20 protein-coding genes and 1 tRNA gene are annotated in these 25,703 nt (G+C 41.2%); 13 read left to right on the plus strand and 8 right to left on the minus strand.

Annotated elements, in window-relative coordinates; all coding sequences use genetic code 11:
- Positions 1-115 precede the first annotated feature (115 nt).
- The gene (locus HUN01_RS19130; protein ID WP_181927522.1) at positions 116-2,746 is read right to left on the minus strand and encodes a sensor histidine kinase; all 2,631 of its coding nucleotides are present in this window, start codon (positions 2,744-2,746) and stop codon (positions 116-118) included.
- Entirely contained in the window at positions 2,737-2,862 is a 126-nt protein-coding gene (locus HUN01_RS36160) for a hypothetical protein (RefSeq protein ID WP_257797980.1), read from the minus strand. Before HUN01_RS36160 ends, HUN01_RS19130 begins: the two co-directional genes overlap by 10 nt.
- A gap of 211 nt (positions 2,863-3,073) precedes the next feature.
- Between HUN01_RS36160 and HUN01_RS19135 the strand changes: the two genes are divergently transcribed.
- The 4 genes from HUN01_RS19135 (at position 3,074) to HUN01_RS19150 (ending at position 7,041) form a co-directional block, all read left to right on the plus strand.
- On the plus strand, positions 3,074-3,664 hold the full coding sequence (locus tag HUN01_RS19135; protein WP_181927523.1) for a Uma2 family endonuclease: 591 nt from the start codon (positions 3,074-3,076) through the stop codon (positions 3,662-3,664).
- 599 nt (positions 3,665-4,263) lie between these two features.
- On the plus strand, positions 4,264-5,349 hold the full coding sequence (ada, locus tag HUN01_RS19140) for a bifunctional DNA-binding transcriptional regulator/O6-methylguanine-DNA methyltransferase Ada (RefSeq protein ID WP_181927524.1): 1,086 nt from the start codon (positions 4,264-4,266) through the stop codon (positions 5,347-5,349).
- Positions 5,333-5,983 (plus strand): DNA-3-methyladenine glycosylase family protein, encoded by a 651-nt coding sequence (locus HUN01_RS19145; RefSeq protein WP_181927525.1) that lies wholly within the window; start codon positions 5,333-5,335, stop codon positions 5,981-5,983. The genes ada and HUN01_RS19145 overlap by 17 nt, the downstream gene beginning before the upstream one ends.
- A 59-nt stretch (positions 5,984-6,042) precedes the next feature.
- Positions 6,043-7,041, plus strand: a complete 999-nt coding sequence (locus HUN01_RS19150; protein WP_181927526.1) for a DMT family transporter — start codon at positions 6,043-6,045, stop codon at positions 7,039-7,041.
- Positions 7,042-7,129: 88 nt separating this feature from the next.
- On the opposite strand, the gene dapF is transcribed toward HUN01_RS19150, so the two are convergent.
- The gene (gene dapF / locus HUN01_RS19155; RefSeq protein ID WP_181927527.1) at positions 7,130-7,969 is read right to left on the minus strand and encodes a diaminopimelate epimerase; all 840 of its coding nucleotides are present in this window, start codon (positions 7,967-7,969) and stop codon (positions 7,130-7,132) included.
- Positions 7,970-8,038: 69 nt separating this feature from the next.
- On the opposite strand from dapF, the gene HUN01_RS19160 reads away from it, so the two are divergent.
- The 3 genes from HUN01_RS19160 to HUN01_RS19170 all read left to right on the plus strand — a co-directional run bounded on the left by HUN01_RS19160 (position 8,039) and on the right by HUN01_RS19170 (position 11,530).
- Positions 8,039-8,257 (plus strand): Hfq-related RNA-binding protein, encoded by a 219-nt coding sequence (locus HUN01_RS19160; protein WP_181927528.1) that lies wholly within the window; start codon positions 8,039-8,041, stop codon positions 8,255-8,257.
- A 498-nt stretch (positions 8,258-8,755) separates the two neighbouring features.
- Entirely contained in the window at positions 8,756-9,736 is a 981-nt protein-coding gene (locus HUN01_RS19165) for an ABC transporter substrate-binding protein (RefSeq protein WP_181927529.1), read from the plus strand.
- A gap of 9 nt (positions 9,737-9,745) precedes the next feature.
- Positions 9,746-11,530, plus strand: coding sequence for a diguanylate cyclase domain-containing protein (locus HUN01_RS19170; protein WP_181927530.1), 1,785 nt, complete (start codon positions 9,746-9,748; stop codon positions 11,528-11,530).
- A 9-nt stretch (positions 11,531-11,539) separates the two neighbouring features.
- On the opposite strand, the gene HUN01_RS19175 is transcribed toward HUN01_RS19170, so the two are convergent.
- The gene (locus tag HUN01_RS19175; protein WP_181927531.1) at positions 11,540-13,822 is read right to left on the minus strand and encodes a cation:proton antiporter domain-containing protein; all 2,283 of its coding nucleotides are present in this window, start codon (positions 13,820-13,822) and stop codon (positions 11,540-11,542) included.
- Positions 13,823-14,268: 446 nt separating this feature from the next.
- Positions 14,269-15,267, minus strand: a complete 999-nt coding sequence (locus HUN01_RS19180) for an SDR family NAD(P)-dependent oxidoreductase (RefSeq protein WP_181927532.1) — start codon at positions 15,265-15,267, stop codon at positions 14,269-14,271.
- A 142-nt stretch (positions 15,268-15,409) separates the two neighbouring features.
- On the opposite strand from HUN01_RS19180, the gene HUN01_RS19185 reads away from it, so the two are divergent.
- Positions 15,410-16,030, plus strand: a complete 621-nt coding sequence (locus HUN01_RS19185; protein ID WP_181927533.1) for a hypothetical protein — start codon at positions 15,410-15,412, stop codon at positions 16,028-16,030.
- Between the two features lies 1 nt (position 16,031).
- Here the strand turns inward: HUN01_RS19185 and HUN01_RS19190 are convergent, their stop codons facing one another.
- Positions 16,032-17,261: an RNA-guided endonuclease InsQ/TnpB family protein gene (locus HUN01_RS19190; protein ID WP_181927534.1), complete on the minus strand. Its 1,230-nt coding sequence runs from the start codon at positions 17,259-17,261 to the stop codon at positions 16,032-16,034.
- Positions 17,262-17,516: 255 nt separating this feature from the next.
- Between HUN01_RS19190 and HUN01_RS19195 the strand changes: the two genes are divergently transcribed.
- Positions 17,517-17,590 (plus strand) — tRNA-Val (locus tag HUN01_RS19195).
- A gap of 1,341 nt (positions 17,591-18,931) precedes the next feature.
- Here the strand turns inward: HUN01_RS19195 and cas12k are convergent.
- Complete coding sequence (gene cas12k, locus HUN01_RS19200; RefSeq protein ID WP_181927535.1) at positions 18,932-20,839, minus strand: type V CRISPR-associated protein Cas12k; 1,908 nt, start codon at positions 20,837-20,839, stop codon at positions 18,932-18,934.
- Between the two features lie 70 nt (positions 20,840-20,909).
- On the opposite strand from cas12k, the gene HUN01_RS19205 reads away from it, so the two are divergent.
- Positions 20,910-21,347, plus strand: coding sequence for a MerR family transcriptional regulator (locus tag HUN01_RS19205; RefSeq protein ID WP_181927536.1), 438 nt, complete (start codon positions 20,910-20,912; stop codon positions 21,345-21,347).
- 149 nt (positions 21,348-21,496) lie between these two features.
- On the opposite strand, the gene HUN01_RS19210 is transcribed toward HUN01_RS19205, so the two are convergent.
- Positions 21,497-21,754, minus strand: a complete 258-nt coding sequence (locus tag HUN01_RS19210; protein ID WP_181927537.1) for a helix-turn-helix domain-containing protein — start codon at positions 21,752-21,754, stop codon at positions 21,497-21,499.
- A gap of 102 nt (positions 21,755-21,856) precedes the next feature.
- Here HUN01_RS19210 and HUN01_RS19215 point away from each other — a divergent pair, with 102 nt between their 5' ends.
- From HUN01_RS19215 to HUN01_RS19220, 3 genes are all read left to right on the plus strand, one after another.
- Complete coding sequence (locus HUN01_RS19215) at positions 21,857-22,792, plus strand: pentapeptide repeat-containing protein (RefSeq protein WP_181927538.1); 936 nt, start codon at positions 21,857-21,859, stop codon at positions 22,790-22,792.
- 617 nt (positions 22,793-23,409) lie between these two features.
- Positions 23,410-24,174, plus strand: coding sequence for a type I restriction-modification system subunit M (locus tag HUN01_RS36165; protein WP_203219486.1), 765 nt, complete (start codon positions 23,410-23,412; stop codon positions 24,172-24,174).
- Positions 24,171-25,703, plus strand: a complete 1,533-nt coding sequence (locus HUN01_RS19220; protein WP_203219487.1) for an N-6 DNA methylase — start codon at positions 24,171-24,173, stop codon at positions 25,701-25,703. The genes HUN01_RS36165 and HUN01_RS19220 overlap by 4 nt, the downstream gene beginning before the upstream one ends.

Here is a 25,703-nt window from a genome sequence, read left to right on the forward strand (position 1 = left end):
TTTAACCTTTACCTTTTTCCCACAAGAGTGCAAAAAGCACCTTTGCAAGAAGTTTAATATTGCTATAAATAACACCCTCTCATTTTTTGGTGATTTATGGGCGATTTGTTGCGGATCAAGTTGCCAAAGGTAGTGTAAACCAGAAAGTTAACCCGCGCTTGCGGTTACTAATAACACCGATTTCGCCGCCATGTGCCTTAATAACTTTCCGACAAAGATACATTTTTAAGCCAATGCTTGTAGAGCAACAGTCTTGGGGATCGCGGACATGAAGATCGAAAAGGCGATCGCACTCTACTTTACTCATTCCCACACCGTCATCTTGAATCTGAGTGCGAATCATTCCCCTCTCAACGGTGGCACTCAGGGTAAAATTTAATCCTGGTGGATTATTTTGCAAGCCATGTGTGATTAAATTTGCCAAAACTTTCTGCAATCGAGTCCCATCTGCCATTACTAAAGGCAAGTCTGCGGGAACTAAGTTTTTTAGAGTCGCTTGATTTTGTGTAAGTATGGGTTCCAACTGGGCGAATGTGCCTCCCAGTAGGGTGCTAAGTTGCACAGGTTCGAGTTTGATCTCAAGACCCTGTTTTTCACAGGAATTAATTTCTAGCAATGAGTTAATCATTGTTAGTTGGCGATCGTTGCCTTGAATCATCCGCTCGATAATTGAGCGAGATATTGGAATTGAAGATTGGGAATTGGAGATTGGGGATTGGGCATGGGAAAGAGGCAGAGGGGCAGAGGGGATGGGGGGCAGAGGGGAAAGACTTGCTGTAATTGCTCCCCTGCTCCCCTGCTCCCCTGCTCCCTTGCTCCCCTGCCCCTGATTTAACAAATTCTTCAACACCATCAAGTTACCCATTACCGAAGTTCGTAAATCGTGGGCAACGGTGTGCAAAACTACATCTTTGACGCGATGCAATTTTTCAACTTCTTGCATTTTCTGCTGCAACTGGGCTGTTCGTTCTTCTACTTGGTGTTCTAAATTAGTGTTGAGTTCTGCTAGTTTTTGGCATATCTGGCTTTGCTGAATAGCGATCGCAACCTGTTCTGACATCTGCTGTAACAAATCAATTTCTATCGGCAGCCAATGACGCGAACCTGAGCATTGATTGGCAATCAACGCCCCAAATAATTCATCACCAAGCATAATTGGTACAGCCAAGCTAGCCTGCGTTTGGAATTTTTGACAGTGTGCTTTGACTTTGGGAGATACTTTCATTTGCGTTATGTCTTCAACGACACGCACAAAATTATCTTTTAGTAAATTTCGCACTTCTTTTAGATAAGCTTCATCATTAGTAGACCAACCTGAGACTGATGGATATTTGGGATCTACTGATTCGGCAAGAGTTCTGATTCCTAAATTGGCATTATTTAAACTGATGAAAACTCGATCTGCTTGCAGAAATTGTCTGACTTCCGTGACGGTGGTTTGGAGAATTTGCTCTAAGTTAAGCGAAGACCGAATTCGCACTAGGGTTTCTGCCAACAAGCGATCGCGTTGGGCACAAAGGCGGAACTGCGCTTCTACCTGTTTGCGTTCTGTAATGTCGTGATGCACTGCCAGGATGGAAGGTATACCATCTAAATCAATCACTTCGGCTGAAAGCAGCGTTGTAATGATCTCGCCAGACTTTTGCCGAAATTCAAATTCTAAGTTGCGAACAACTCCCGTGCCTTGCAACTGCTGTAACAAATTCAGGCGATCGCCATCGTCTACCCAAAGATTTAACTCAAAAGAAGTTTTACCAATCGCCTCATCTCGCTCATAACCTGAAAGTTTTACAAAACTGTCGTTAACTTCGATGAAGCGTCCTTCTTGTAGCGTACTAATGGTAATTGAATCGGGGCTGCAACTAAAAGCTTTAGCAAATTTTTGGGCAAGATTTTGTAAAGCGACTTCTCCCTGTTTCTGATCTGTGATATCTCGGACAATTGCTAGTACCTCATCTTCACCACTCACGACCAACCGCGCCTCATAATTTCTGATTCCCAAAGGCGTTGGTAGCTGATATTCGCAAGTTTGTAAAGTTCCAGAATCTAAAGTTTTAGCGATCGCTACTTGGCTAATGGCTGCAACATCACTAGGCAATAACTCTTGTACATGTTTTCCAACTATTTCTTCTCTCGAAAGAGTGACATTTGCTCCTTCACTTTTCAAATCTAAATACTCGCCATCGCGGCTGATGCGAAACATCAAATCGGGGATAGCATCCAAAATTGCTTTATACCGCGCCTCACTTTCTTGCAATTTTTCTTCGGCTTGTTTCCGGTCTGTAATATCCATGGCCAAGCCATTCCAAAGAAAATCACCATTGGCTTGTAGTTCTGGTTGTGAAGTACCTTGAATCCACTTAAGTTTGCCACTAGGCGTAATAATCCGACCTTCCCAATGCCAAGGTGTAAAAGTGGTGCGACAAACAGCAATAGATTCTGCAAAAGCTTTTATATCCTGTGGATGAATCAGTTTATATAGCACCTGAAAGTCTGCCTGTATAGCTTCTGGTTCTAATTCATACAAATATTTACAACCAAAACTAATATAAGGGATAAATACAGAACCATCCTGCTGTTGCAGAATTTGGAAAATCATCCCCGGTAAATTGGCAGCAATTGTGTCCAACAGAGTGATATTCTCTGGTTGAAAATCTGGTTTATACGCTGATTTTACAATTTCATCCACTCTTAGACCCTTTGATATATAAGCAATTGGCATAATATTCAAGGCAATCATAGCCATTGTGAGAGATTTTTGGCTGTCAGCATGATCACTAACAGCAGAAAAAGTGGCTCTACTTTCAGAGTAGTTCTGGATGATGCGATCGCATTCACCCAATCGGGTGAACCATTTGTCAAAGAACGAATCAACTTGAAGAGGCTTGTTTCCTGTTGCCTATTGCCTACCTATCGCGCTTGCACTGCGCTTCTCTGCGAGACGCTTTTCTACGAGAGGCTTTGCCAACGCGAACGCGCACCACAAAAATAATTTCAGAAATCAAAGCGGATTACTATAGTTAACTTGACAAACTACTAGAATAAATATACTAGTTACACCCAAACTGATAACATGAATAATATCACCGTCAGTTTACCTCCTACCCTCGAATTAAATATCGACTTGACTGACGAGCAATTTTTTCAGCTTTGTCAAAATAATCGAGACTTAAAGTTTGAACGGACAGCCTCAGGGGAATTAATTATTATTATGCCACCTACTGGGAGTAGTACTAGTGACCGTAATGCTGATTTAACTTATCAATTAAGAGCTTGGAGTCGTCAAAATAAGCTAGGAAAATCCTTTGACTCTTCTGGTGGTTTCAAACTTCCTAATGGTGCAGAGCGTTCTCCAGATGCTTCCTGGGTGAAAATGGAACGGTGGAATGCTTTAAGCGAAGCAGAAAAAGAAAGATTTGCTCCTTTGTGTCCCGATTTTGTGGTTGAGTTAATGTCTCCGAGTGATTCATTAGAAAAAACGCGAGCCAAAATGAGGGAATACATCGATAATGGGGCAAGATTGGGCTGGTTAATTAATAGAGGACAGCAGCAAGTAGAGATTTATCGTTCCAATCGAGAAGTTGAGATTTTACAAAGTCCTAAAACTCTATCTGGAGAAGATGTTTTGCCAGGATTTGTTTTAGATTTAGCGGAAATTTGGTGAGTAATTCGCCTATTGTAGAACGCTGGCATAATTATCATAAATTATTCTCATAAAATAAATTCGATATCTAAGACAGTCTACGCCTAAGCAACTACAACATCGAAAGTATTGCACGTAATATTCTTTAGCCATAGTTGCAGTAAACCGCAGCCAAGTTTGATCGCAACAATCAGATAGAAAATAGTTTTTTAATACATTTAATTTAGTGTTATGTAGCCATTTTCAATCCGGGGAGGTACAAATATGCAAATAGACCTAACCCCCCTTCCCGAAGCGGGAAGCAGGGTGGTTTCATACGAAAAAAGAAAAATACATAAGTCTTGATTCCTCATGTATAACCATAGATTTTGACCCCTCTCCAAACCTCTCCCCGAAGCGGAGAGAGGCTTTGAAACCCAGTTTTAGTTTTTCCCTCGTTGTATGAAACCACCCTGCCCTTCCCGAAGCGGGAAGGGGGAATAATTCAAAGCCTCTCTCCTTTTAGGAGAGAGGTTTGGAGAGAGGTCAAAATTGTACTTTACTGGGTCGATAACCGCTATATCAAGCTGAGTCCGTAGCGATCGCCCCTTCACTTACCAGAAAGGGTAGAGGAGACATGAATGCAATTACAACAGACACAACTTTTAGAAGAAACGCTCTGGCAAGCAGTTCTCAATCGAGATCCCACTTTTGAAGGTAAGCTTTTTTATGGTGTTCGCTCTACAGGCATTTATTGCCGACCTATTTGCCCTAGTCGCAGACCGAATCGGAATCAAGTTTGTTTTTTCCAGTCGGTACAAGATGCTGAAATTGCAGGTTTTCGACCTTGTAAGCGCTGTCAGCCACAATCTGAAATAGTTCCAATTACAGCCAAAGCGAAAGTTTTAGCAGTATGTCGATACATTGAAGCACAAGTTGACTACATTCCAACTCTCTCAGAATTATCCTCTCAGGTGGAAATGAGTCCCAGTTATCTGCAAAGAATATTTAAGCAGATAATTGGCGTATCCCCTTTTCAATATGCAGATGCGCTGCGTAGCCAACGATTAAAACAGCGTCTCCAGTTAGGGGAAGAAATTGCTGATGTAGTTTACGATACGGGGTATGGTTCAAGTAGCCAATTGTATGAGAAAGCACCTAAGCAACTGGGAATGACACCAAAGATTTACCAACAAGCTGGAAAGACAATCAGCATTGTCTATGCGATCGCTCCATGTCTACTAGGATATTTGCTGGTGGCAACAACAGAGAAGGGTATTTGCGCCGTTAAACTAGGTGATGAAGCAGACAAGCTTGAAGACATTTTGAATCAAGAATTTCACCAAGCGCACATCATGCGTGATGACCACACACACAACGACTGGATACAAGCAATCCTCGACTTGATTGCGGGAGATAAAACACATCTCGATTTACCACTTGATGTCCGTGGGACAGCATTTCAGAAACAGGTTTGGCAAGCATTACAAAAAATTCCTCATGGCGAAACGCGCACATATACCGATATTGCCCGTGATATTGCCAAACCCGAAGCAGTCCGCGCGGTGGCAAATGCTTGTGGAGCTAATCCAACAGCGCTGATTGTACCGTGTCACCGTGTGCTGCGGAGTGATGGCAGTCTTGGCGGTTATCACTGGGGAATTGAGCGCAAACAAAAACTGCTTACACAAGAATCGAAATTTCTCAAAGATGACTCAAACACCTGAACTAGAATCGTTAACTGAAGAAAGTCTAACCCGTGGTTTAATGGTGCTTGCCAATCTTGACAGCGATTTGGCTCGGATTTTAGAGACACTGGGGCCTCCACCAATCTGGTCAAGAGAACCAGGTTTTGCAACGCTTCTGTGCATAATTCTGGAACAACAAGTTTCCTTAGCAGCTGCAAAAGCTGTATTTAACCGATTATGTGGCGTGGTTGTAACTCTAACGCCAGAAAACTTTCTAATATTGGATGATGCTCAATTAAGAGGAATTGGATTCAGTCGGCAAAAGATTCTATACTGTCGTGGGTTGGCGAATGCGATCGCAAGTGGTCAGCTTGATCTAACCAAGCTGGAAAGAATGCACGAAACTACTATCAGAACAGAGTTAAAGCGTCTCAAAGGTATCGGAGACTGGACAGTTGATATTTATTTGCTCATGGTGCTGCAACGTCCTGATGTCTTTCCTAAAGGCGATTTAGCGATCGCGATCGCATTACACAAACTCAAAAAATTGGCGACACGCCCAACACCAGCACAACTCGAAGCAATGACACAGCACTGGCGACCCTGGCGAGCGGTAGCTGCAAGACTTCTATGGCACTACTACCTAAGTAATGGTAATACCAAGTCTCCCTAAACTTGCACTTAATGATTGCTCCTTTGTACTTGGCAGTTTGTTTAATAAATATAAATTAAATGGTAGAAAATAAATTAAGCCTAACAGAAGAAAAACCTGATAAAGCTTCAAACATCCTGCCGATAATCACAGTAATAATTGCATTATTAGCTTTATCTTCAACAGCAATATTTATTAAAATTGCTGTTAACGAAATGAGCGCTGTTGCTACATTATTTAATCGCTTATGGATAGCGACCATTATCTTTGGATTATGGAGTGGAATTAACCAAGCCCGGACTCAGATTAAAGACGATGAACCTGTATTACCACAGCAGCGTTATCCAATCAAAGAGATAGCTTTCTTAATAGCAGTGGGTCTAGTACATGTAATCGGTAGATTATCTTGGACTTGGTCGCTAACTCAAACTGGTGCTGCTAATGCTAATGCGTTAGGTAGTCTGAATCCGCTATTTACTACATTAGGAGGATGGCTATTTTTTAATCAAATTTTTGGACGCAAATTTATTCTCGGTCTGATATTAGCAATAGTGGGTGCGATCGCAGTTGGGTTTGAAGATTTATTACGCTCTAATAATAATTTTACAGGTGATGCAGTTGCCCTGATGTCATCTATATTTTATGCAGCAAACTTTTTACTTATCGAGCAAATCCGCAATAAGTTCTCAATTATTACCATCCTCGTTTGGCGCTGCGTGATCGCAACTTCATTGATGATTCCAGTAGTCCTAATCTTTGAAAAACAAGTTTTCCCAGTTACTTTATCGGGGTGGTTAGTAGTATTTGCCCTAGCTGCTATTTGTGAAGCATTGGGGCATGGCCTAATTGTATACAGCCTGAAAACTTTTTCTTCAGGATTTATCTCTTTGCTGTTGTTACTCAATCCAGTGATTGTTGCTGTTCTTGCTTGGATACTTTTCTCGGAAAACTTGAGTATTTTTAACTTGTTAGGATTAGCTCTAATTTTAGGGGGTATATATCTAGCAATTTCTAATAAAGAATCTATCCGATCTAGCGTTAGTCCACCCATCCAATCTCCAGCAGAAAGTGAATCTTAACAAGTTCGTAGTAAGCACTTTAGTGCTTAGAAAATAAGGACTAAAGTCCTTACTACAAACCCTCAAAAACAATTTGTAATTATGTCGGTTACAGTTTACCTGTAAATACCTTCTCAGCCGGGCCTGTCATATAAACTCGTTGGTCTAATTCTGACCACTCAATTTCCAAGGGGCCACCCGGTAATTCTATAGTCGCGGTGCGATCGCATTTTCCAGTTAACACTCCAGCCACTAAAGAAGCGCAAGCACCAGTCCCACAAGCTAATGTAATCCCAGCACCCCGTTCCCACACCCGCATTTTCAAATAGTCACGGCGTACTACTTGAATAAATTCGGTATTTATGCGTTGGGGAAAAGCTGGGTGATGCTCAAATTTTGGGCCGATGCTTTCTAATTCAATTGCTGCGACATCTTCCACAAAGGTAATGCAGTGAGGATTTCCCATATTTACACACGTGACATCCCAAGTTTTCCCCGCCACCTCCAACGGCTGAGAAATTACTTTTTCTTGGGCGGGTGCAAGATTAGTCGGAATTTCACTAGCGAGTAACCTGGGTAAACCCATGTCTACTTTAACTTGACCATCAGATAAGAGTTGGGGAGTCATTACACCACCCAAAGTATGAATCCGATATGAATCTTTATTCCGGGATTCCCCTTCTAAATCTGCCAAAAAGCCAGCTAAACAACGAATACCATTGCCACACATTTCTGGTTCTGAACCATCGGAATTAAAAATCCGCATGGTGTAGTCAGTGCCGTTTTCTCCAGGTAGGGCAAAAATTACACCATCAGCACCGATGCCAAAGTGGCGATCGCACAACTTGATGGCTTGCTCTGGAGTCACTACAGGCAAGGATGACGAGCGATTGTCAATCAAAATAAAGTCGTTGCCTAGACCATGATACTTAGTAAATTCGATTGCCATTTCTTCAAGGATGAATTATCAAGGATTAGTTACTCTTTATTTTGCCTTGTAGGTTCATCTTTACTAAAAATGCTTACCGAATTTGACACCACTTTACCCAGTATTAGACAAGTCCAAAACCTGATTAAACAAACAACGCCAGTGGAATTAAAGCTGCTGACTGGTGATGTGTTGACAGGAAAGGTTTTATGGCAAGACCCACAGTGTATCTGTATTGCTGATGAAAACAGTCAGCAAAGCACTGTTTGGAAACAAGCGATCGCATACATCAAGCCGAAAACAAGTTAGGAAAAGTTGCCTTTTATTGCTGGGTAGCGCTCAAACCGCTCTCAGCAATCTACCTGCATCCCCACCTGTTAAATTACTACCAAGGGCAATGCTAAGGCTGCGATCACTTTAACGGCGTGTGTTTTACAAGAAGAGAAAGCGATCGTTCTTTCAGCCGAGTTTGATGATTTTCTATGTATTTTTTTGTAAAGTATAGCACTTTATACATTAAAAAGCATTTAGATGTCAAATATATATTTGCTGAAAATGATTATTCAAATTTTGAATATACAGAATAAAATTATTTAACATCTGATAAGCTAATTTATATGTCTAATCAATTCTATAAGCTGCTTTAGAAGCAAATAATAATTTTTGCTATATAATTAATAATAAACATTTCTAAAAAAGAAGTTTTTAATCTAAATGTAAACGGAAGTTATCTATAAATTTTAATTTCAGCAATTAATTAATCTGAATATTTGATTTTCCAATCAATAAAAAAATATCAAATATTCTATGTTTAAACTTCTCAGATACGTTAGCATTTTTCTCATTGTTGTCTGTTTGCTATTTGCGTGTCATGCTTGGACACCGACCGAATTAAAACGCCCTCCCTTGAAAATACCATTTGGATATTTTGTTGGGGAGTATCCAGGCATCATTGCTCAAGAAAAAGGGTTCTTCAAAGCCCAAGGGGTAGATGTAGAACTAATTCATAAACGATACATCCAATTGGAACAAGCAAATTTCAGTGCGGGTAAGTATGATGGTATTTCATTGGCATTAGGAAGTTTTATAATCTTGAGCGCCACAAATCCAGATATGCAAGGCGTGATCGTTATAGATGAATCAACAGGAGCAGATGTAATAGTCACCCAACCAAAAATTAAAACGATCACTGACTTGAAAGGGAAAAAGCTCGGTGCAAATCTAGGCGGTTTTAGCGAAGTTTTTGTGACTGAAATGTTGAAAACTGCTAACTTAACCAGCGATGATGTTAACTTGGTTAAATTAGAGGCTTCAGAAATTCCTCAACGCCTGAAAAATAATACTATCCAAGCCGGACACACTTGGGAACCCCATCTTTTTGAAGCTATGAAATTAGGGGGACATATCCTATTTACCAGTAAAAAAACCCCTGGCTTGATTTTAGATTTGATTATCTTTCGCGGTGAAACAATTCGCGATCGCCCCGAAGATATTCGTGCATTTGTGCGAGGATGGCTGCAAGCCGCGAGTTACTGGAAAGCAAATGTTCAGGAAGGAAACGCTATCATCAGCAAAGCGTTAAAAATTCCTAGCAATACAATCTCTCTGGAGGGAGTAAACCTAACTGATTTAAGTGAAAATCAAAAATTATTTCAATCTAGCAACCCTAATTCTATCTACAAAACTGCCAAGATATACGCAGACTTTTTTATTCGCTCTGGAAACATGAATCGGATTCCTGAACTAAAAAACTTGTTCAATTCTTCCTTCTTGAACCCTCCCTCCTAGTTTAAATCCATGCAGCGCTATCTTTTGAGCAGCATCCGTACAAAGTTGATCGCCTCGTTTCTCATTGTTGCTTTGGTTCCGTTGCTGTTATTGACATTTATCAACAAACAGACAACTGAAAAAGCACTAACTGACAACGCGAAACAAGCCCTATCTGCGGCGGCTAACGAAACTGCTAACAGAATAGATGCTTTTATTGATGGAAATCTCAATGCCGTGCGTGTAGAAGCGATTTTACCAGGTTTGGCACGCTACCTCAGCCTAAATCCAAAACAGCGAGATGATAGTCCCGAAATGCAATTGGCGACAGAAACATTAATCCGTCTCAGTCGCAAAGATATGCTCAATGTTCTCTCATACTCTTTGCTTGACTTAAACGGGAAAAATGTATTGGATACACAAACAGCGAATATTGGCAAAGATGAATCAGTTCAAAATTATTTTAAAAAACCGCTACAAACTGGGTTTTCCTTTGTTTCTAGTATGAAGCAATCGCCAACAATTCTTGACCTTATTACCATCTTTTTTAGCAGTCCGGTTCGCAATGCTAAGGGAGATATATTGGGTGTATTGCGTGTTTCATACAATGCTACTGTTGTTCAGCAATTAGTAACTAGAGAAACTGAACGGGCTGGGGCAAAATCATTTGCTACTCTTTTAAATGAAAATAATATTTATTTGGCACACAGCGCTGCACCAGAACTGCTTTTTCAATCAATTGTGCCTCTGCCTGACGATGTTGTGACTCAACTGCAACAGGAAGGGCGTTTGTCTAATTATCCTGTCAAAGAATTAGCAACTAATGAGTTTAAGCTTAAGCAAGCATTGGATAATAAACAATCGTATTTAATTGCATCTTTGCCAGCAACAGGTAATCAGGTTAATCTGATTGCGATCGCTCGTTTAAAATATAAACCTTGGTCTGTGTTGTTCGCACAGCCTCTTGCTGTTGCCCTAGCACCTGTAGAAAAGCAAATTCGTGATGCAATGTTTCTATTTGCAATTATCGCTTCAGTAGTTACAATCATCGCTTTTGCCATTGGGCAACTGCTAACAAAGCCAATAATTTATCTTACCAATATAGTTTTCCAGTTTACCACAGGTAACTTAGATATCCGCGCCAAAATTAGCTCAAAAGACGAAATAGAGCAACTGGCAAAATCGTTTAACAACATGGCACTTCAATTACAAACATCTTTTGAAACTTTAGAACAACGGGTACAGGAGAGAACAGCAGAATTAGTAATTGCTAAAGAAAAAGCAGAAGATGCAAATCAGAAATTAGAAAAACTGGTAAATCTAGATGGTTTGACTCAGGTGGCTAACCGTCGCTGCTTCGATGGACGACTGCAAGCAGAATGGAAACGCCTTGCACGAGAACAACAACCCCTGTCACTGATTTTATTAGATGTTGATAAATTCAAATCTTACAACGACTACTATGGTCATCTTGGAGGCGATGATTGTCTAATCAGAATAGCGCAAACAGTGCAACAGACAGTTTATCGTCCTGCTGATCTCGTGGCGCGTTATGGTGGAGAAGAATTTTCGGTACTCCTCCCCAATACTGACTTAGCGGGATCAATCAAAGTCGCACAAAATATTCAACAAGCAATCCACGATCAGGCCATTCCCCATGCACAGTCTGATGTCAAGAATATCGTTACCCTTAGTTTGGGTATTACTTGTGTCATACCCACTTGCGACATCAAGCCAGATACACTCATCGCTTCAGCCGATAAAGCACTCTACAATGCTAAACAAAAGGGTCGCGATCGCTATTGTACTAATTAGATATAGAACTCATATTTGATTTTTGATCAGGGGTATTGAAGTGGCGATCGCAAATAGCTGCTCTAATTGACTCAAACCTGTGAGTCCACCACATAACAATACTTGGTCGCCGACTCGCAAATCCATGCCGCCATCAGGATAGCGGATAAACTTGCCATCTCGTCGGATCGCCTGTACCTGTACTCCAAATTGCTTGGCGATATCTAAATCTGCAAGGGTTTTACCTAGTGTTGGCGCATCTGCATTGACTGTAACCCACTGACAAGCACTATTTTCTCCGGGAACAGCCGCTTGTCCCTTAGCGAATTCTGCCAAAGCCGCCAGTTCTTCATCTGCTCCCACTACCAGTAAGCGATCGCCTTTTTCCAATCTGGTTTGATTACTGGGATAATCGATTTCATCGCCGTTAGCGCGGCGAATTGCCATCAAACTCGCTCCTGTTAAGTAGCGCATATCTGCTTCTTCTATGCTCATACCAATTAAGGGCGAATTATCTGGGAGAGGATACCAGCGCTGATTTAAATCGAGAGTTGCTTGGCGCAAATCGCGGGCGACTTCGGTTGCAGAAAGCTCTGGGCGCAAATCTAAATAATGATCGTTGCGGATTTGCTGCATTTCCCGTTGGACGACAGCTGGCGACAACAAGCCTAAGCCAGTTAATAAATAGGTTGCCATTTCTAAGCTGGCTTCAAACTCTGGTTGTACAACTTCCCTAGCTCCCAATTGATACAGCACCTCAATATTTTTATCCTGGGTAGCACGGACAACCAAATCTAATTCTGGGCGCAATTCCAAAGCGCGTTTCAAGCAAAGACGAGTACTCATGGGATCTGGAAGTGCGATCGCCATTCCTTTGGCATGATTCACGCCAGCAGTTTCCAGAACGTGTAAACTGACGCAATTGCCATAAACATAAGACACCCCAGCCTCACGCAACTGCTGAATTCTACTCTCTGATTGGTCGATTACTACTACAGGTAGGTCGTGTTGCAGCAACAATTTCACCAAATTTTTGCCGACTCGTCCATAGCCACAGACTACCACATGGTCTTTGAAGGGCAAATCTTCCGACACATCTCGCGCCTCTTGTTCCTCTAAGTATGGTTTCAACCAAGGCATTGATTCAGCAAAGTTAAATAAAAATGGTACTAACCGCAATACAAAGGGAGTAAGCATGAGAGTGACTGCGGTAGTTCCCAAAATTAATAAGTATATTTGTCGGGACACCAGCCCCAAAGACTGCCCTTCACTAGCGAGAACAAAGGAAAATTCCCCAATTTGCGCCAATCCCAAACCCGCGATTATGGCTGTTTTCAAAGGATAGCGGAACAGTTTCACTAAGGGCGTGATAATCAAAAATTTCCCAACGAAAACTAGTGTCACCAACCCCAAAATCAATTCCAGGTTGTTCCACAAAAACACTGGGTCAATTAACATCCCAATGGCAGCAAAAAATAAACTGGCAAAGATATCTCGCAGGGGTTCGACATAAGTCAGAGTTTGATCGGCATACTCCACCTCAGAAATCATCAAACCGGCGACAAATGCCCCCATTTCAATGGACAGTCCCAAATGCTCTGTCAACAGAGCAATGCCCAAACATAAAGCTACAACCCCTAATAAAAATAGTTCTTTGCTTTCAGTCCGGGCTAACAGTCGCAACAAAGGTGGTATCAGCCAAATTCCTGCTGCTACTGCGCCAGCGGCAAATAAACCAATCGAAGCTAGGGCTGTTAGCACGGTGATACCAATGGTTTCTGCTGGTTGGTTGAGGGCTGGTAAGACTGCTAACATGAGTCCCAGTGCCAAGTCTTGGACTACCAAAATCCCTAGCATCACTTGCCCGTGAGGCGTTTCTGTTTCGTTGCGCTCCATCAAGCACTTGAGGACAACGGCTGTAGAAGACAAGGACAGAATACACCCCAAAAACATCCCCTTAGCAGGTAAGGCTCCCCAGGCTCCTGTTAGCCCACAGACTAAAACTGTAACCAAAATCGTCAGAGCAATCTGGAGTCCACCTCCACCAAGAGCGATCGCTTTTACCTTCTTGAGTTCCGCAAAGGAAAATTCCACACCCAAAGCGAATAATAAAAAGGCAACCCCGAACTGTGCCAGAGTTTCTACTTGAATAAGTTCTTTAATCAATCCCAGTCCGGCTGGCCCAATGATCATTCCGCCAATGAGATACCCCAGCAGCACGGGTTGTCGCAAAAGTGCTGCCAGTAATCCGCCACAGGCTGCAACGCCTAAAACTAAAACTAAATCAACAATTAACCTAAAATCTTCTTGCACTAGTTTTAAAAGAACTATTAAGACCTATTAATTTAGGATACAAAGTTTTATGATTCCAAATAGCTTGTTTGGTGAAAGAGCGACAAAATTTGTTTACTTTGAAGGGAGCAAGGAGCAGTTAAGTAGGAAAGAGATATCAAGCTTTTTGAAGGTATGTTGAATCACGAGGATCAAAGATGGATGAATCCAGTTCAAAGACTCATTCACGAGGATTAAAGGTGGATGAATCCAGTTCAAAGACTCATTCACGAGGATTAAAGGTGAATGAATCCATTTCAAAGACTCATTCACGAGGATTAAAGGTGAATGAATCCATTTCAAAGTCTCATTCACGAGGATTAAAGATGGATTAATCCAGTTCAAAGACTCATTGTTGCATTAAAAAATGTACGCCCCAATGCCCCATGCCCAATGCCCAATGCCCAATACCCAATGCTCAATACCAATTAAATTTTAGGCGAACCGAGAGCATTCAATAATAGCAGTGACCACGGCACTTTAATATCAGGTATGAGCCATGAGTATTGTCTTAGTACAGGCAATGCAGCTGGCAGCACAAAACGTAGAGAACGTAGCGATGCAGGCTGATCGCCATTTTCATCGACAATTCCATATTTCTTAGCCAGTTCAGCAACAATCTGCACACGTCCTGTACGGCGGATAACATTTGGCTCACAAGCAAGTGCAGCAATCACCCGTCCAGTTAATAAGGGAGTTTCCCAGTTATAACGATGTCTACGACGGGCTACGCCTACGCTAATTAATGAGTTTTTTTGGTCAGTCTCATTGGTTTGATTCATTTCCGAAGCAAAACGGGCAAAAAGCTCAGTACCAACAATCCCCGGCCAAATTGAAACAGAAGCAACATTATAAGGCTTTAACTCAACAGCCATATCAGCAGCTAGGCGATCGCAAGCAGCTTTACCAACACCATAAGCTGTATTAAAAATATAAGACATACTGCCCCACGAGGAAATGGTGCAAATTAGTCCAGAATTACGCTTAGTCATCATTCGGGCTGCAAAAACACTCGCAACATAATGGCTACGAAGACCAACATTGTTACTAGCATCCCAAAGACCTGGTTCGCAATCCCAAAAGGGCTGCCCATAAGCGTCTCTTAATGCCTGAACTCCTGAGTAAGCATTATTTACCAGTAGGTCGAGTTGTCCATCCTGCTCATCTTGAATGCGATCGAACAGCAAACGTACCTGTTCATCGTCGCTGTGGTCTACTTGAACGGGAATGCATACACCACCGACTTCCTCAATAGCTAATTGAGTGTCACCAAGACTTCCTGAAACCGCATCACTGGAAGAGTTGTTGAGGCTGCGACCTGTAATGTATACAGTTGCACCTGCTTCACCAAGTCCAATCGCAATTCCCCTACCAATTCCCCGCGTAGCACCTGTGACCAACGCCACTTTACCTTCAAGGTGTTTCATGATTGCTCATTTGTCCCTAATCTTTTACAAGCTAGTGCGTAAGTCCTGTTTATAAAATACCTACAGATAGAAGGAAACAAAACAGATAAACGGTACAATTTATCAGGAAAGCAATAGAAATAGTTAAACCCAAAATGCCTTCATGACGGCTAACTTGACATCTATAACGACATTTGACTTTGTGACTATGCTATCCCAGGCTGCGGCTGCCTATCGAGGAGAGAGAGGTACACGCCCTAGCGCTGAAATATTAGTAACTGCGTTGCTACAAGCAGAAAAAGCTGCCAAGCAGCAACGGTTGAATTATCCGTTTGAGTCTCTTGTCGGTAAATGGCAACTTTGCTTTGTTACTGGCACTAAGAAAGCGAGAAAGCGTGGGGGAATTTTATTAGGCAAGGGTTTGTATGTACCCAAGTTTATTGCAATCCATGTTTCCTTTGATGCCACTTTGCAACAGGATTCAAATAAAGGCGAAATTAGTAATCAGGTTGAATTTGGCCCAGTTTTATTGAAGCTCACGGGGCCAGTGCAATATTTAGGTAAGAAAAATTTATTGGCGTTTGACTTTAACCAGATGCTTATCAGTCTGTTTGGTCGTGTTGTTTACAACAGACCAATCCGTGCTGGTCAAATTCAAACAGAAGATTTCTACAACCAGCCCATAGCTAAATTACCCTTCTTTGCCTTCTTTTTAGTGACGGAAGATTTCATTGCGGCTCGTGGTCGTGGAGGAGGATTAGCATTTTGGATTCGAGAAGTGTGAACTACCCCAACTTACCGAGTACGGTTGAAGTTGGGGCTTCTGTAATCATTGGGGAGTGCCTAAACTTAGACTTTCGCCCAAGAGTAGGACTTACCTCCCCTCCTACAGCAGAGACGGCTGAACCTTCCGCCTTTATCATTCTGATTCCTTCTGCTCTAATGTTTATCGCGGCGTTCGCGTCACGGTCATGGTGAGTATTGCAGTGGGGACAAGTCCATTCACGGACATCTAATGGCATCTCACCTATTTGGTAGAAACATTTTTGACAGAGCTTGGAACTGGGGAACCACCTATCAATTTCAACAAACTTTGCACCTTTGCGTTCCAGTTTGTAAGCTAAAAAGTTAGTGAATGTCCCCCATCCAACATCAGATATTGATTTCGCTAATTTGTGATTACGAACCATGCCTTTGACATTAAGATTTTCTACTATGACAGCTTGGCTATCGCTGACCAACTTATAACTAAGTTTATGTAGAAAATCCTGCCGCGAATTACTAACTCGCTCGTACACCTTAGCAACAACTTTTCTGTATCTATTTCTCGAATTACTCCCTTTTACTTTACGCGCTAATTTCTTTTGCTTACGGTTGAGATTTTTCTCATGTTTGGCAAGGTGTTTAGGATTATCATATTTAGAGATTTTCTCACCGTCAGTAACAATAGCAAAATGTTTCAAGCCTAGATCAATACCATATATCTTACCTTCTGAAATAATTGGGTTTTCACCCTCTAACTCAGTCAGGATAGATGCAAGATATTTACCAGAAGGCGTTTTGCTTACAGTAACAGTTTTAATTTTCCCCTCAATAGTCCTGTGTATTTTGGCTTTGACTATCCCAATATTGCCAGGAAGTTTAACATTGCCATCTACAATCTTGACGTTTTGAGGATACTGGATAGACTGTTTTCCGTGTCTAGATTTGAATTTAGGAAATCCAGCACGTTTCTCAAAAAAGTTTTTGTACGCCGTAGTTAGGTTAAGTGTTATAGCCTGTAAAACTTGGCTGTAACAATCAGATAACCACATCGTCTCTTCAGCTTTTTTGAGTGCAGGAAGAAATGCGTTAAGTGCAGCACGTCCAAGCCCTTTACCCGTCTCTTTGTAAGTCTCAATAGATTTATTCAGAGCATAATTCCACCACCATCTAGCACACCCAAAAGTTTGCGCTAGTTGTATTTCTTGCTCAACTGACGGATATAAACGGACTTGTACAACCTTGTGTAACACTTTACTTTCACCTCCTTGACATAATTACTCTACCATAAATATAGATTGTGATAAAGTGCCAAAAAAATAATTGGTGACGACGAAGTAGTTAAAGACTTTTTCAGGAAATCAGGCAGTTTTACTGGAAGCAAGAGGGAAGAGGAGTTGACTTTTTTCTTTCATTCGTAGCGGGTGGTGCATGGAGTTCGCCTAATTTGGTCTTTTGTCTTGCCTTGTCCAAGAAGTATATGCTACTATTGATAATTGTGTGGTTAAGGACGTATAGCTCAGTTGGTTAGAGCGCTACGTTGACATCGTAGAGGTCACTGGTTCGAATCCAGTTACGTCCATTTTGTATTTGTACAGCTACAGATTAGTGTCTGTGACTTTATGTACATTCACTAATTATTTGTCACTGTTAACAGATTGTTGTCACTTTTAACAAAATCTTGTCACTGTTAACAAATTAGTGACTACTAGGCAGTCTGGATACCCATATCAAAGATAAACTGCTACAGTCACAATACCAGTCTAACAAGGACGTAACTGGATTCGCTTTCAACCCACCCTTTTCTAAAAATCTTTTGTTATAAATTCGTAAACTGATATCAACACCTTTCAACCCGCCTCTAGCTGGGAGGGGTGTTGAAACTTTATCCGCTGCCAATAGTCCTTTTCGTATTCCGCACTTTCAACCCGCCTCTAGCTGGGAGGGGTGTTGAAACCGATCGCTTCTGCAAAAACAGCCATCTCTCGCCTCTTTCAACCCGCCTCTAGCTGGGACTTACAAGGGTAGGGGTTTTGTATTTAGTCATTTTTTGACTATTTCAACCAATGCTTAAATCCTGAAACGACCAAACCATGTTAAACAGTTGAGAATTTTCTCAACTATTTTCGAGATTTTTAAACCCCTATCCTTGAAAGTCTAGCTGGGAGGGGTGTTGAAACTCAACATTTTCCTTCTCTTCAGTTGAAGGCGATGCACTTTCAACCCGCCTCTAGCTGGGAGGGGTGTTGAAACTCTCCGTGTTCCGTGGGGTTCCCCCAAACACTACTTTCAACCCGCCTCTAGCTGGGAGGGGTGTTGAAAGGACCGAGGTCGTTATCTCTCGCCGCAGACGGTCAACTTTCAACCCGCCTCTAGCTGGGAGGGGTGTTGAAACACAAAGCTTTTTGCAGAGATTTGTATTCGTCGCTTTCAACCCGCCTCTAGCTGGGAGGGGTGTTGAAACTCTGCGCTTCAAACCCTTGATTTACCAATCGTTATGAAGGCATTTTTGTCACGTCTCCCAAAATCGCCCGTCAGTTAATACTTAAAAAAGTAAATTAACTGACACATTAAAGGCTATAAACCTTATTAAACAAGCGATTTAAAGTTTTGGCAGGAGTCCCAGGGAAATCGCCCCCGCTTTACCATGCCAAAAAATAATTAAGGTGGGTTCCTCCTTGGTCGGAGGTGATTCAGTAGCCACCACTGCGGTAAACCCGCACCTCTATTACTGGGGGCGCACCTAATTCCTATCCACAAGGGATAGCAGCATCAAGGTGGGCAGCTACCAGGGTCAGAAAGCAAGACTGTTTAACAGCAGTCAAACTAACCCAAATTTACACAGCACAGAGGCTTGTATAAGCATGAACTGCGGCGCTGTTGAATTTCCTTATTTTATTGTCAAGGTTCGATGTTTTGTCAATCAGTTTATTTTGCGGGAATGGTAAGCTGCGATCGCTAATTCTTTCGCTTTCTCTTGTGGACTACCTCGAATTGGCTGTTTTGACTCCTCTATAACAATTCCAGCTTTAACAGCTGACGAGTGAATATTTGCCATCAATCTGCCATAACTCCATTGATGAACGCTAACTCGGTACCGTTTGGCATACTTTTGTTGAACTTCTATTAAGTCTGATTTTTGTTCAGCTTTGGCTTGAACCTCACTTTGAACTTGTTCACGCATATTGTCCAAGTTAGGTAGAACAATACTTCCGGCAGAGTATGTTTGGGCGATCGCAATAATCTCTTTCGCTAGTAATCTGTCTATATATTCCCCTAACTCCGATTCTCCAAACTGATTTGGTGCAGCAAGCGTTTGAGCTATTTGGCGTTGGTGGGATAAGGAATGCTTTTGCTGTCGCTGTCGATTTAGCAGTTTGTAATTATCACCCAGTAGTTGTTTGATGCTGCGATAGGTAATTACTTGACCTGTAGTGCCGTCTACTACCGCTAGCGTTGCAGGCTTTTCTAAGCCGAGGCTAATACCAACAAGAATATGAGATTGCCCTTTATATAAAGGTTTCGTGGGGCGAGGGAAAAGGTTATTAATTCTGTCTAGGGTGGAGTTTTTCCGTTTTATATAAGCTTGCTGTTCTTCATTAAGCTTGCCTTTGGCTTTTGTATTGGTGATAATTTTAGCGATTTTTTCGGCTTTCTCTTCCCTTACTTGATTCGTTCCTTCAGTCGTCCATAGGCGGGTATCTACAGAACAGTAGAGGGTTAAGCGATTAACATTCCAAGGATCGCCTTTGCCTTCCTCTTCTTGCCAAGCAATACGCCCACTACGCAGGGTGGATAGGCTACTAGAGTGTTGATTTTTGCTATTTTTCTTAATTTGCTGATCTTCTAGGAAACGTTGAAACCAGTGGAGTTGGCGAGAGTCACAATAGACTTGAAAGCTATGCTCACTCAAACCGTTGAATTTTACACAGATGCGCCCAAACTGGTTTAAAAACCAAGTCATGTCTTCGTTAGTTTCGTAAGCTACCGGGAAAGGTACTTTGCTAGATTGCCTTAAAAGGCTGTCTTGCCAAGATTTTGCCTCGGATTCATTTGTTGGAACGTTGTGAGTGGCAACAACAATAGTTTCTAACCATTTGGCAGCAGTTAAATCTCGACCTTTGGGAATTCGTGTTTCTAGCTGTTCTCTGATGCGTTCAATCTGAATTTCAAGTTTACGGCGACGTTGAGCAAATTTTTTAGCGTCTTCCTCTTTCTCGTTGATTTTGCAACCATTTTTGAGCAAATAGCTGATGGCGCAACGAGTCAAGTTATCTTCTGTGTTGCGGTAAGTCTCAAATAAATTCTTTGATAAATTGCGATCGCTATCTGAATTTTGAGCTTTTTTGCGCTTTTTAGCTTTTTTTACATTCGTTGATTGAGTTTCAGCAGTATTGAGAGTAGCAAATTGAACCAAAATTTCAGCAGATTTAGTGCGAAGACTATCTAAGCTGACACCACTACTTTCTACCAATTCAACATCACTGTTGAGCATTTCCAACCAGCGAATTTTGCCTTCTAGTTGGAACTGCGATCGCTTCATCAACGCGAACCATGATTTATAGATGTAGTTAACCAATGTAGTTGCACTCGTGTAAAACCGTGCAGGCTGGCCAATAAAGCGCGGGTCTGCTTTGAGCATTTCACACACTTGCTTAACTGTACTAATCGGGAATCTACCTTGATGCCGCCATGTCCCAAAGTCCGGATGTTGAGAAATATGAAGCAATAGTTCGTTAATTAGTGGCGTGTTTTTATCTGCCATTAACTGCCGCTGTTGGCGAGTATTGGCGTTGGCTACTAGACGACACTGAATCGTAATTTGGCTCATGCCACAGTTGAACAAATAAGTTCAATAAAAACATATATGTATAATAACTTGCTTCTGTAAGATAAATCTCATGCAGGAAGAATTTTTTACAAGCAAACAAGCTGCTGAGATTACAGGCTGCACCCTTCGGCAGTTGCAGTATTGGCGAGAGAAAGAAGTAGTTGTCCCCGTGATTGGTGATACGGGAATTGGGCGAAGCATTTACTATTCGCGGTCTAACTTAATAGAACTGGCAGCAATGGCGTATTGGCTGTCTCTGGGGCTAAATTTTGACTTAGCCAGTCGAACCCTCAGACAGATCAAAGAACAAGAACCTGAGTTATTAAACTCAGGTCAAGGTGGGCGTTTTATGTTGTTGTGGAATTGGGAAACGCAATCGCTTGAGCTTGTAGAGTTTAACCGGGAACGGGCGATCTTAAACCTAAGTGATGGTCTACCAGTGATTCCTGTATGGCTTGACCTAATTTATAGTCGTGTGGAATCACGGCTATTAACTGGAGAAAATTAAGTCAACTGCTTTGACTTGTCAGACTTGACCAGAAATCCTATGCCGTAAAGGATTACAAGAGACAAGCGATCTAAATGACTCACAAAATGATTAAGTGGTTGCCTTTTTGCACAAGTGAAATGAGCTGAATATTTTTGACTAGATACTGATTACGTTAACTTTAAGTGATTTTCGTTTTCAGTTGTAAAGTCAACGAAATAGGTTAAGGGTTTTTTGTAAATCATTGCAAAGTCTGTTAACTCTACTACGTCTACTCTCCTCTCTCCCGATTCACACCTTGAAACATAGGACTGAGGCTGATTCAGCTTTTGTGCAACTTCTATTTGAGTTAGTCCAGCTTCAAGTCGCGCCTCGCGCAGGCGTGTGAGAAATGCTTTGTACCTAACCGAGTAGATTGAACCTCCCATGTTGGGAGGCTACAGCCGTTGCAAAAATATGCAAAATTAACATATTTATGTTACATAACTAATTACTGATGGTTGGTGTGTTGTCTAAATAGAGGTTCTCCAATGCCACTACCAATGGATGCAGATGAATTTATGTGTGAGTTGATAGATGGCAGAAAAAATTTCCGTGGAGAGAATTTATCACAAGCTAATCTTCAAGGAAAAGATTTGAGAGGAGTAAATCTCTATGGTGCAAATTTGAAACAAGCTTGTCTTGTTAAAACAGATTTGTGTGGAGTTGACCTGCGTGAGGCTGACTTGAGTAACGCCTATCTCTGCCAAACTAGATTAGAGAAGGCTAAATTACAAAATGCTTGTTTGGTTGCAGCGGATTTAAGCTTGGCGAGATTGCATCAAGCAAATTTAGATTCAGCGGATCTAAATAGTGCAATTCTATTTATTACTTTTTTAATAAAAGCAAACTTAAGTAATGCCGACCTCAGTTATACAATTCTTCGTGGGGCAGATTTGAGTAACGCCAAGCTAGCAGGTGCAAGCTTGAGAGGAGTTGACCTATCTCAAACAAAACTAGATGGAGTCAACCTGGAAGGAGTAGTGCTTGATGGAGCCAAAATGCCAGAGGATTTACAGTCTGCTGACAAAAAGATCAGCAATCAAGGAATTTTGTTCAATCCAAAATGGCGGCTTTACACCTGGGAAGGACTGCGCTATCGCTCAAAATCTGAAATAGAAATTGCAAAAGCATTAGATCGCGCGGGAGTACTGTTCATGCCAAATAGTCTAGCCCGGCTCAATTCACCAGAAGGTAGACGGAATCTAGAACCAGATTTTATAGTTTGCCACCAAGGTAAGTGGGGTATTCTCGAAGTTGACGGGCCTTGGCACACGCCTTCAAGACGAGTAGAGGAACAAGAACGAGAACGCTTGTTCCGGTTTCATGGAATACGAGTGGTCGAACGTTTTGACTCTAAAAAGTGTGAGAAGCAGCCAAATGAAGTTGTGAAAGAATTTTTACAAATGATTGAGGGTATGTACTAGTTCATCAGGAAATGACATTGATATTAGTTTCAGGTGGCTGACTCCCCATAAATTATCTTTGGGGAAAGTTTAATTATAAGATTTTTAATATGCGATCGCTCCGTGCATTAGCTCTTTTAGATAAGCTTAAATCTGTTAGATAAAAGAGTTAAACATTATATCCTTATTCGCTAATTATTTTTTAGATATATTTGACGATAAAGTTAATCATTATTAATTAACTAATTGCTATTAAAATTTACATAGTGATTCGCTCCCCAATAATTGACAAGTACATATTTTTGTTTAGATTATATGTCAATTGATAATGACTATTTATATTGAAAATTAATATATTCTATCCTTGAAAATATACGTAAACCTGCTTATCCATTTTTTGATTTTTAAGTATTCCGCAAAAATTTATTAATCAATAAAAAAACCTATATTTTTTATCATATTTTCATTAAGAATTAAACAAAACTTCGAGTTAGATTTTAGTACAAAGATGTTAATAATATTGACTTTAGTCCACTACGATGCTAACCTAATTATTAGGAATAATTAAATAAAATTATTTTTTTTGCAATAGTATTTGGTCTTGGGGCAGGTGTCTTGAGTATATTAACTATGTATTTATGAGAAAAATAACACTACCTCAACTTGAACGTCATTTGTTTGCAGCAGCTGATATTTTGCGTGGAAAAATGGACGCTTCTGATTACAAAGAATATCTTTTCGGAATGCTCTTTTTGAAACGTTGTTCTGATGTGTTTGAGGAGCAACGCGAGCAGGTTATCAAAGCAAATATAGCTAAGGGACGCACTTTAGCAGAAGCAGAGCAACGTGCTGAGTCACCTGCTTATTATGCCGAGACTTTTTTTGTCCCAGATCGGGCACGTTGGTCTTATATCGAAAAAGAATTACATAATGATGTTGGTAATGGCTTGAATAAAGCCTTGGGTGCATTGGAAACTGAAAATCCAATTTTAGAAGGCGTTGTTAGCCATATTGACTTTAATAAGACAATGGGTAAAACCAGAGTTCCTGATCAAAAATTGCGGGATTTAATTCGGCATTTTGGTAAATATCGTCTCCGCAATGAGGATTTTGAATTTCCTGATTTGCTGGGTGCAGCTTATGAGTATTTGATTAGACATTTTGCTGACTCCGCAGGCAAGAAAGGGGGTGAATTTTATACACCCCGCGATGTGGCACGATTAATGGTGCGATTGCTCAAACCACAACAGAAAATGCGAATCTATGATCCTTGTGTTGGTTCAGGCGGTATGCTAATTCTCTCTAAAGAGTATTTAGAGGAGTCACAAAGAAATGCAAATGCCAAAGATTTAAGTCTCTACGGTCAGGAAGCTAATGGGGCGTTTGGGCAATTTGCAAAATGAACATGATTTTGCATGGTATTCCCGATGCTTTTATTGAGAATGATGACACGCTTGCTAACCCACTGCATATAGAAGGTGGGGAATTGATGCGTTTTGATCGTGTAATCAGTAATCCACCATTTAGTCAAAACTATTCTAGGAGAGAGTTAAAATTCGAGGGGCGTTTCCGTTATGGCTTCTGTCCTGAAAATGGCAAAAAAGGGGATTTGATGTTTGTGCAGCACATGCTAGCGGTGTTGCGACCTCAAGGAATGATGGCGACAGTGATGCCTCATGGGATATTGTTTCGAGGTGGGGTGGAAAAGGATATTCGTCAAGGATTTATTGAAGATGATTTGCTAGAAGCAGTGATTGGTTTACCACCGAATTTGTTTTATGGTACTGGTATCCCAGCTTGTATTTTGGTGATGCGAGGCTCAAAAGATGCAAAGCCTGAGTCACGTCGAGGTAAGGTTCTGTTTATTAATGCTGATGCAGAATATCAGGCAGGGCGGGCACAGAATTTCCTGAAGCCGGAGCATATTGAAAAAATTGTCTCGACTTTTGAAGCGTTTGTGAATGTACCTGGTTATGCAGCAGTGGTGACTAAGGAATATTTAGCCACTAATGATTACAACTGTAATATTCGCCGCTATGCTGACAATGCTCCACCTCCAGAACCCCATGATGTAAGAGCGCATCTTTTAGGAGGTATTCCCAAAGCTGAGGTAGAAGCTAAACAGGAACCGTTTATTGCTCATGGTTTTGACCCCGGTACTTTGTTTGTGGAGCGGAATCAAAATTATTTTGATTTTGTGTCTACACTGTCGGAACGAAATCAAATTAAGGAGATTTTGGAATCAAACCCTGGCATAGTAGAGCAGGAAAAAAGGCTAAAGAATGCTTTTCTTAATTGGTGGGAAACTCACGAAGACAGGCTGTTGAAGTTACCAGAAAAAAAGGATGTGATGGAAATTCGTGCTGATTTTCTCACATCTTTTACTGAGGCACTTCGTCCTATAAAAATTTTGGAACCTTACCAAGTGGCAGGAACAATGACTGAATGGTTAGATAATAACCAAAACACTTTTGCAACTGCTGCCAATCAAAACTTTAAGGGTTTAGTAGAGAATCAAATAGAAGCAAAGGCTGAGGCTCTACGAAAAGAGGCAATCCAGGAACAGATGCTTCTGTTTTTGGATGAATTTCAGGTGAATGGAGTGATTGCTAGCTGGTGGGATGAAATTCAGTATGACCTCAAAACGATTGCTGCTCAAAATTTTGATGGTTTGATAGAAGGTTGGGTAGAGACAATTCGTGCAGATTTGGATAGTGATGATAAAAACGGTAATCGTTCTGACCCTTTAAGCCATAAATTGGTGGTGCGATTATTGCCAGATTATTTACAGGAGTTAGCAGAATATGAGTTAAAAAAAGCTGAGTTAGAAAGCCAATTAGCAGCCAATAAAAAGAGTGATGAAGAAAGTGAAGAACCTGAAATAGAGGATGAAGATCAACTGAGCGAGGCTGATAAGCTGTTACGCAGCTAA

The sequence above is a fragment of the Nostoc edaphicum CCNP1411 genome, from assembly GCF_014023275.1.
Lineage (GTDB): Bacteria > Cyanobacteriota > Cyanobacteriia > Cyanobacteriales > Nostocaceae > Nostoc > Nostoc edaphicum_A.

Excerpts from the sequence above, each read along its gene's own strand:
- HUN01_RS36165 (WP_203219486.1), top strand. The coding sequence starts at position 23,410 with ATGAGAAAAATAACACTACCTCAACTTGAACGTCATTTGTTTGCAGCA.
- HUN01_RS19215 (WP_181927538.1), top strand. The coding sequence starts at position 21,857 with ATGCCACTACCAATGGATGCAGATGAATTTATGTGTGAGTTGATAGAT.
- HUN01_RS19185 (WP_181927533.1), top strand. The coding sequence starts at position 15,410 with ATGACGGCTAACTTGACATCTATAACGACATTTGACTTTGTGACTATG.
- HUN01_RS19150 (WP_181927526.1), top strand. The coding sequence starts at position 6,043 with ATGGTAGAAAATAAATTAAGCCTAACAGAAGAAAAACCTGATAAAGCT.
- dapF (WP_181927527.1), bottom strand. The coding sequence starts at position 7,969 with ATGGCAATCGAATTTACTAAGTATCATGGTCTAGGCAACGACTTTATT.
- HUN01_RS19135 (WP_181927523.1), top strand. The coding sequence starts at position 3,074 with ATGAATAATATCACCGTCAGTTTACCTCCTACCCTCGAATTAAATATC.
- HUN01_RS19220 (WP_203219487.1), top strand. The coding sequence starts at position 24,171 with ATGAACATGATTTTGCATGGTATTCCCGATGCTTTTATTGAGAATGAT.
- cas12k (WP_181927535.1), bottom strand. The coding sequence starts at position 20,839 with ATGAGCCAAATTACGATTCAGTGTCGTCTAGTAGCCAACGCCAATACT.
- HUN01_RS19165 (WP_181927529.1), top strand. The coding sequence starts at position 8,756 with ATGTTTAAACTTCTCAGATACGTTAGCATTTTTCTCATTGTTGTCTGT.
- HUN01_RS19160 (WP_181927528.1), top strand. The coding sequence starts at position 8,039 with ATGCTTACCGAATTTGACACCACTTTACCCAGTATTAGACAAGTCCAA.
- ada (WP_181927524.1), top strand. The coding sequence starts at position 4,264 with ATGCAATTACAACAGACACAACTTTTAGAAGAAACGCTCTGGCAAGCA.
- HUN01_RS19180 (WP_181927532.1), bottom strand. The coding sequence starts at position 15,267 with ATGAAACACCTTGAAGGTAAAGTGGCGTTGGTCACAGGTGCTACGCGG.
- HUN01_RS19130 (WP_181927522.1), bottom strand. The coding sequence starts at position 2,746 with ATGGCTATGATTGCCTTGAATATTATGCCAATTGCTTATATATCAAAG.
- HUN01_RS19145 (WP_181927525.1), top strand. The coding sequence starts at position 5,333 with ATGACTCAAACACCTGAACTAGAATCGTTAACTGAAGAAAGTCTAACC.
- HUN01_RS19205 (WP_181927536.1), top strand. The coding sequence starts at position 20,910 with ATGCAGGAAGAATTTTTTACAAGCAAACAAGCTGCTGAGATTACAGGC.
- HUN01_RS19210 (WP_181927537.1), bottom strand. The coding sequence starts at position 21,754 with ATGGGAGGTTCAATCTACTCGGTTAGGTACAAAGCATTTCTCACACGC.
- HUN01_RS19170 (WP_181927530.1), top strand. The coding sequence starts at position 9,746 with ATGCAGCGCTATCTTTTGAGCAGCATCCGTACAAAGTTGATCGCCTCG.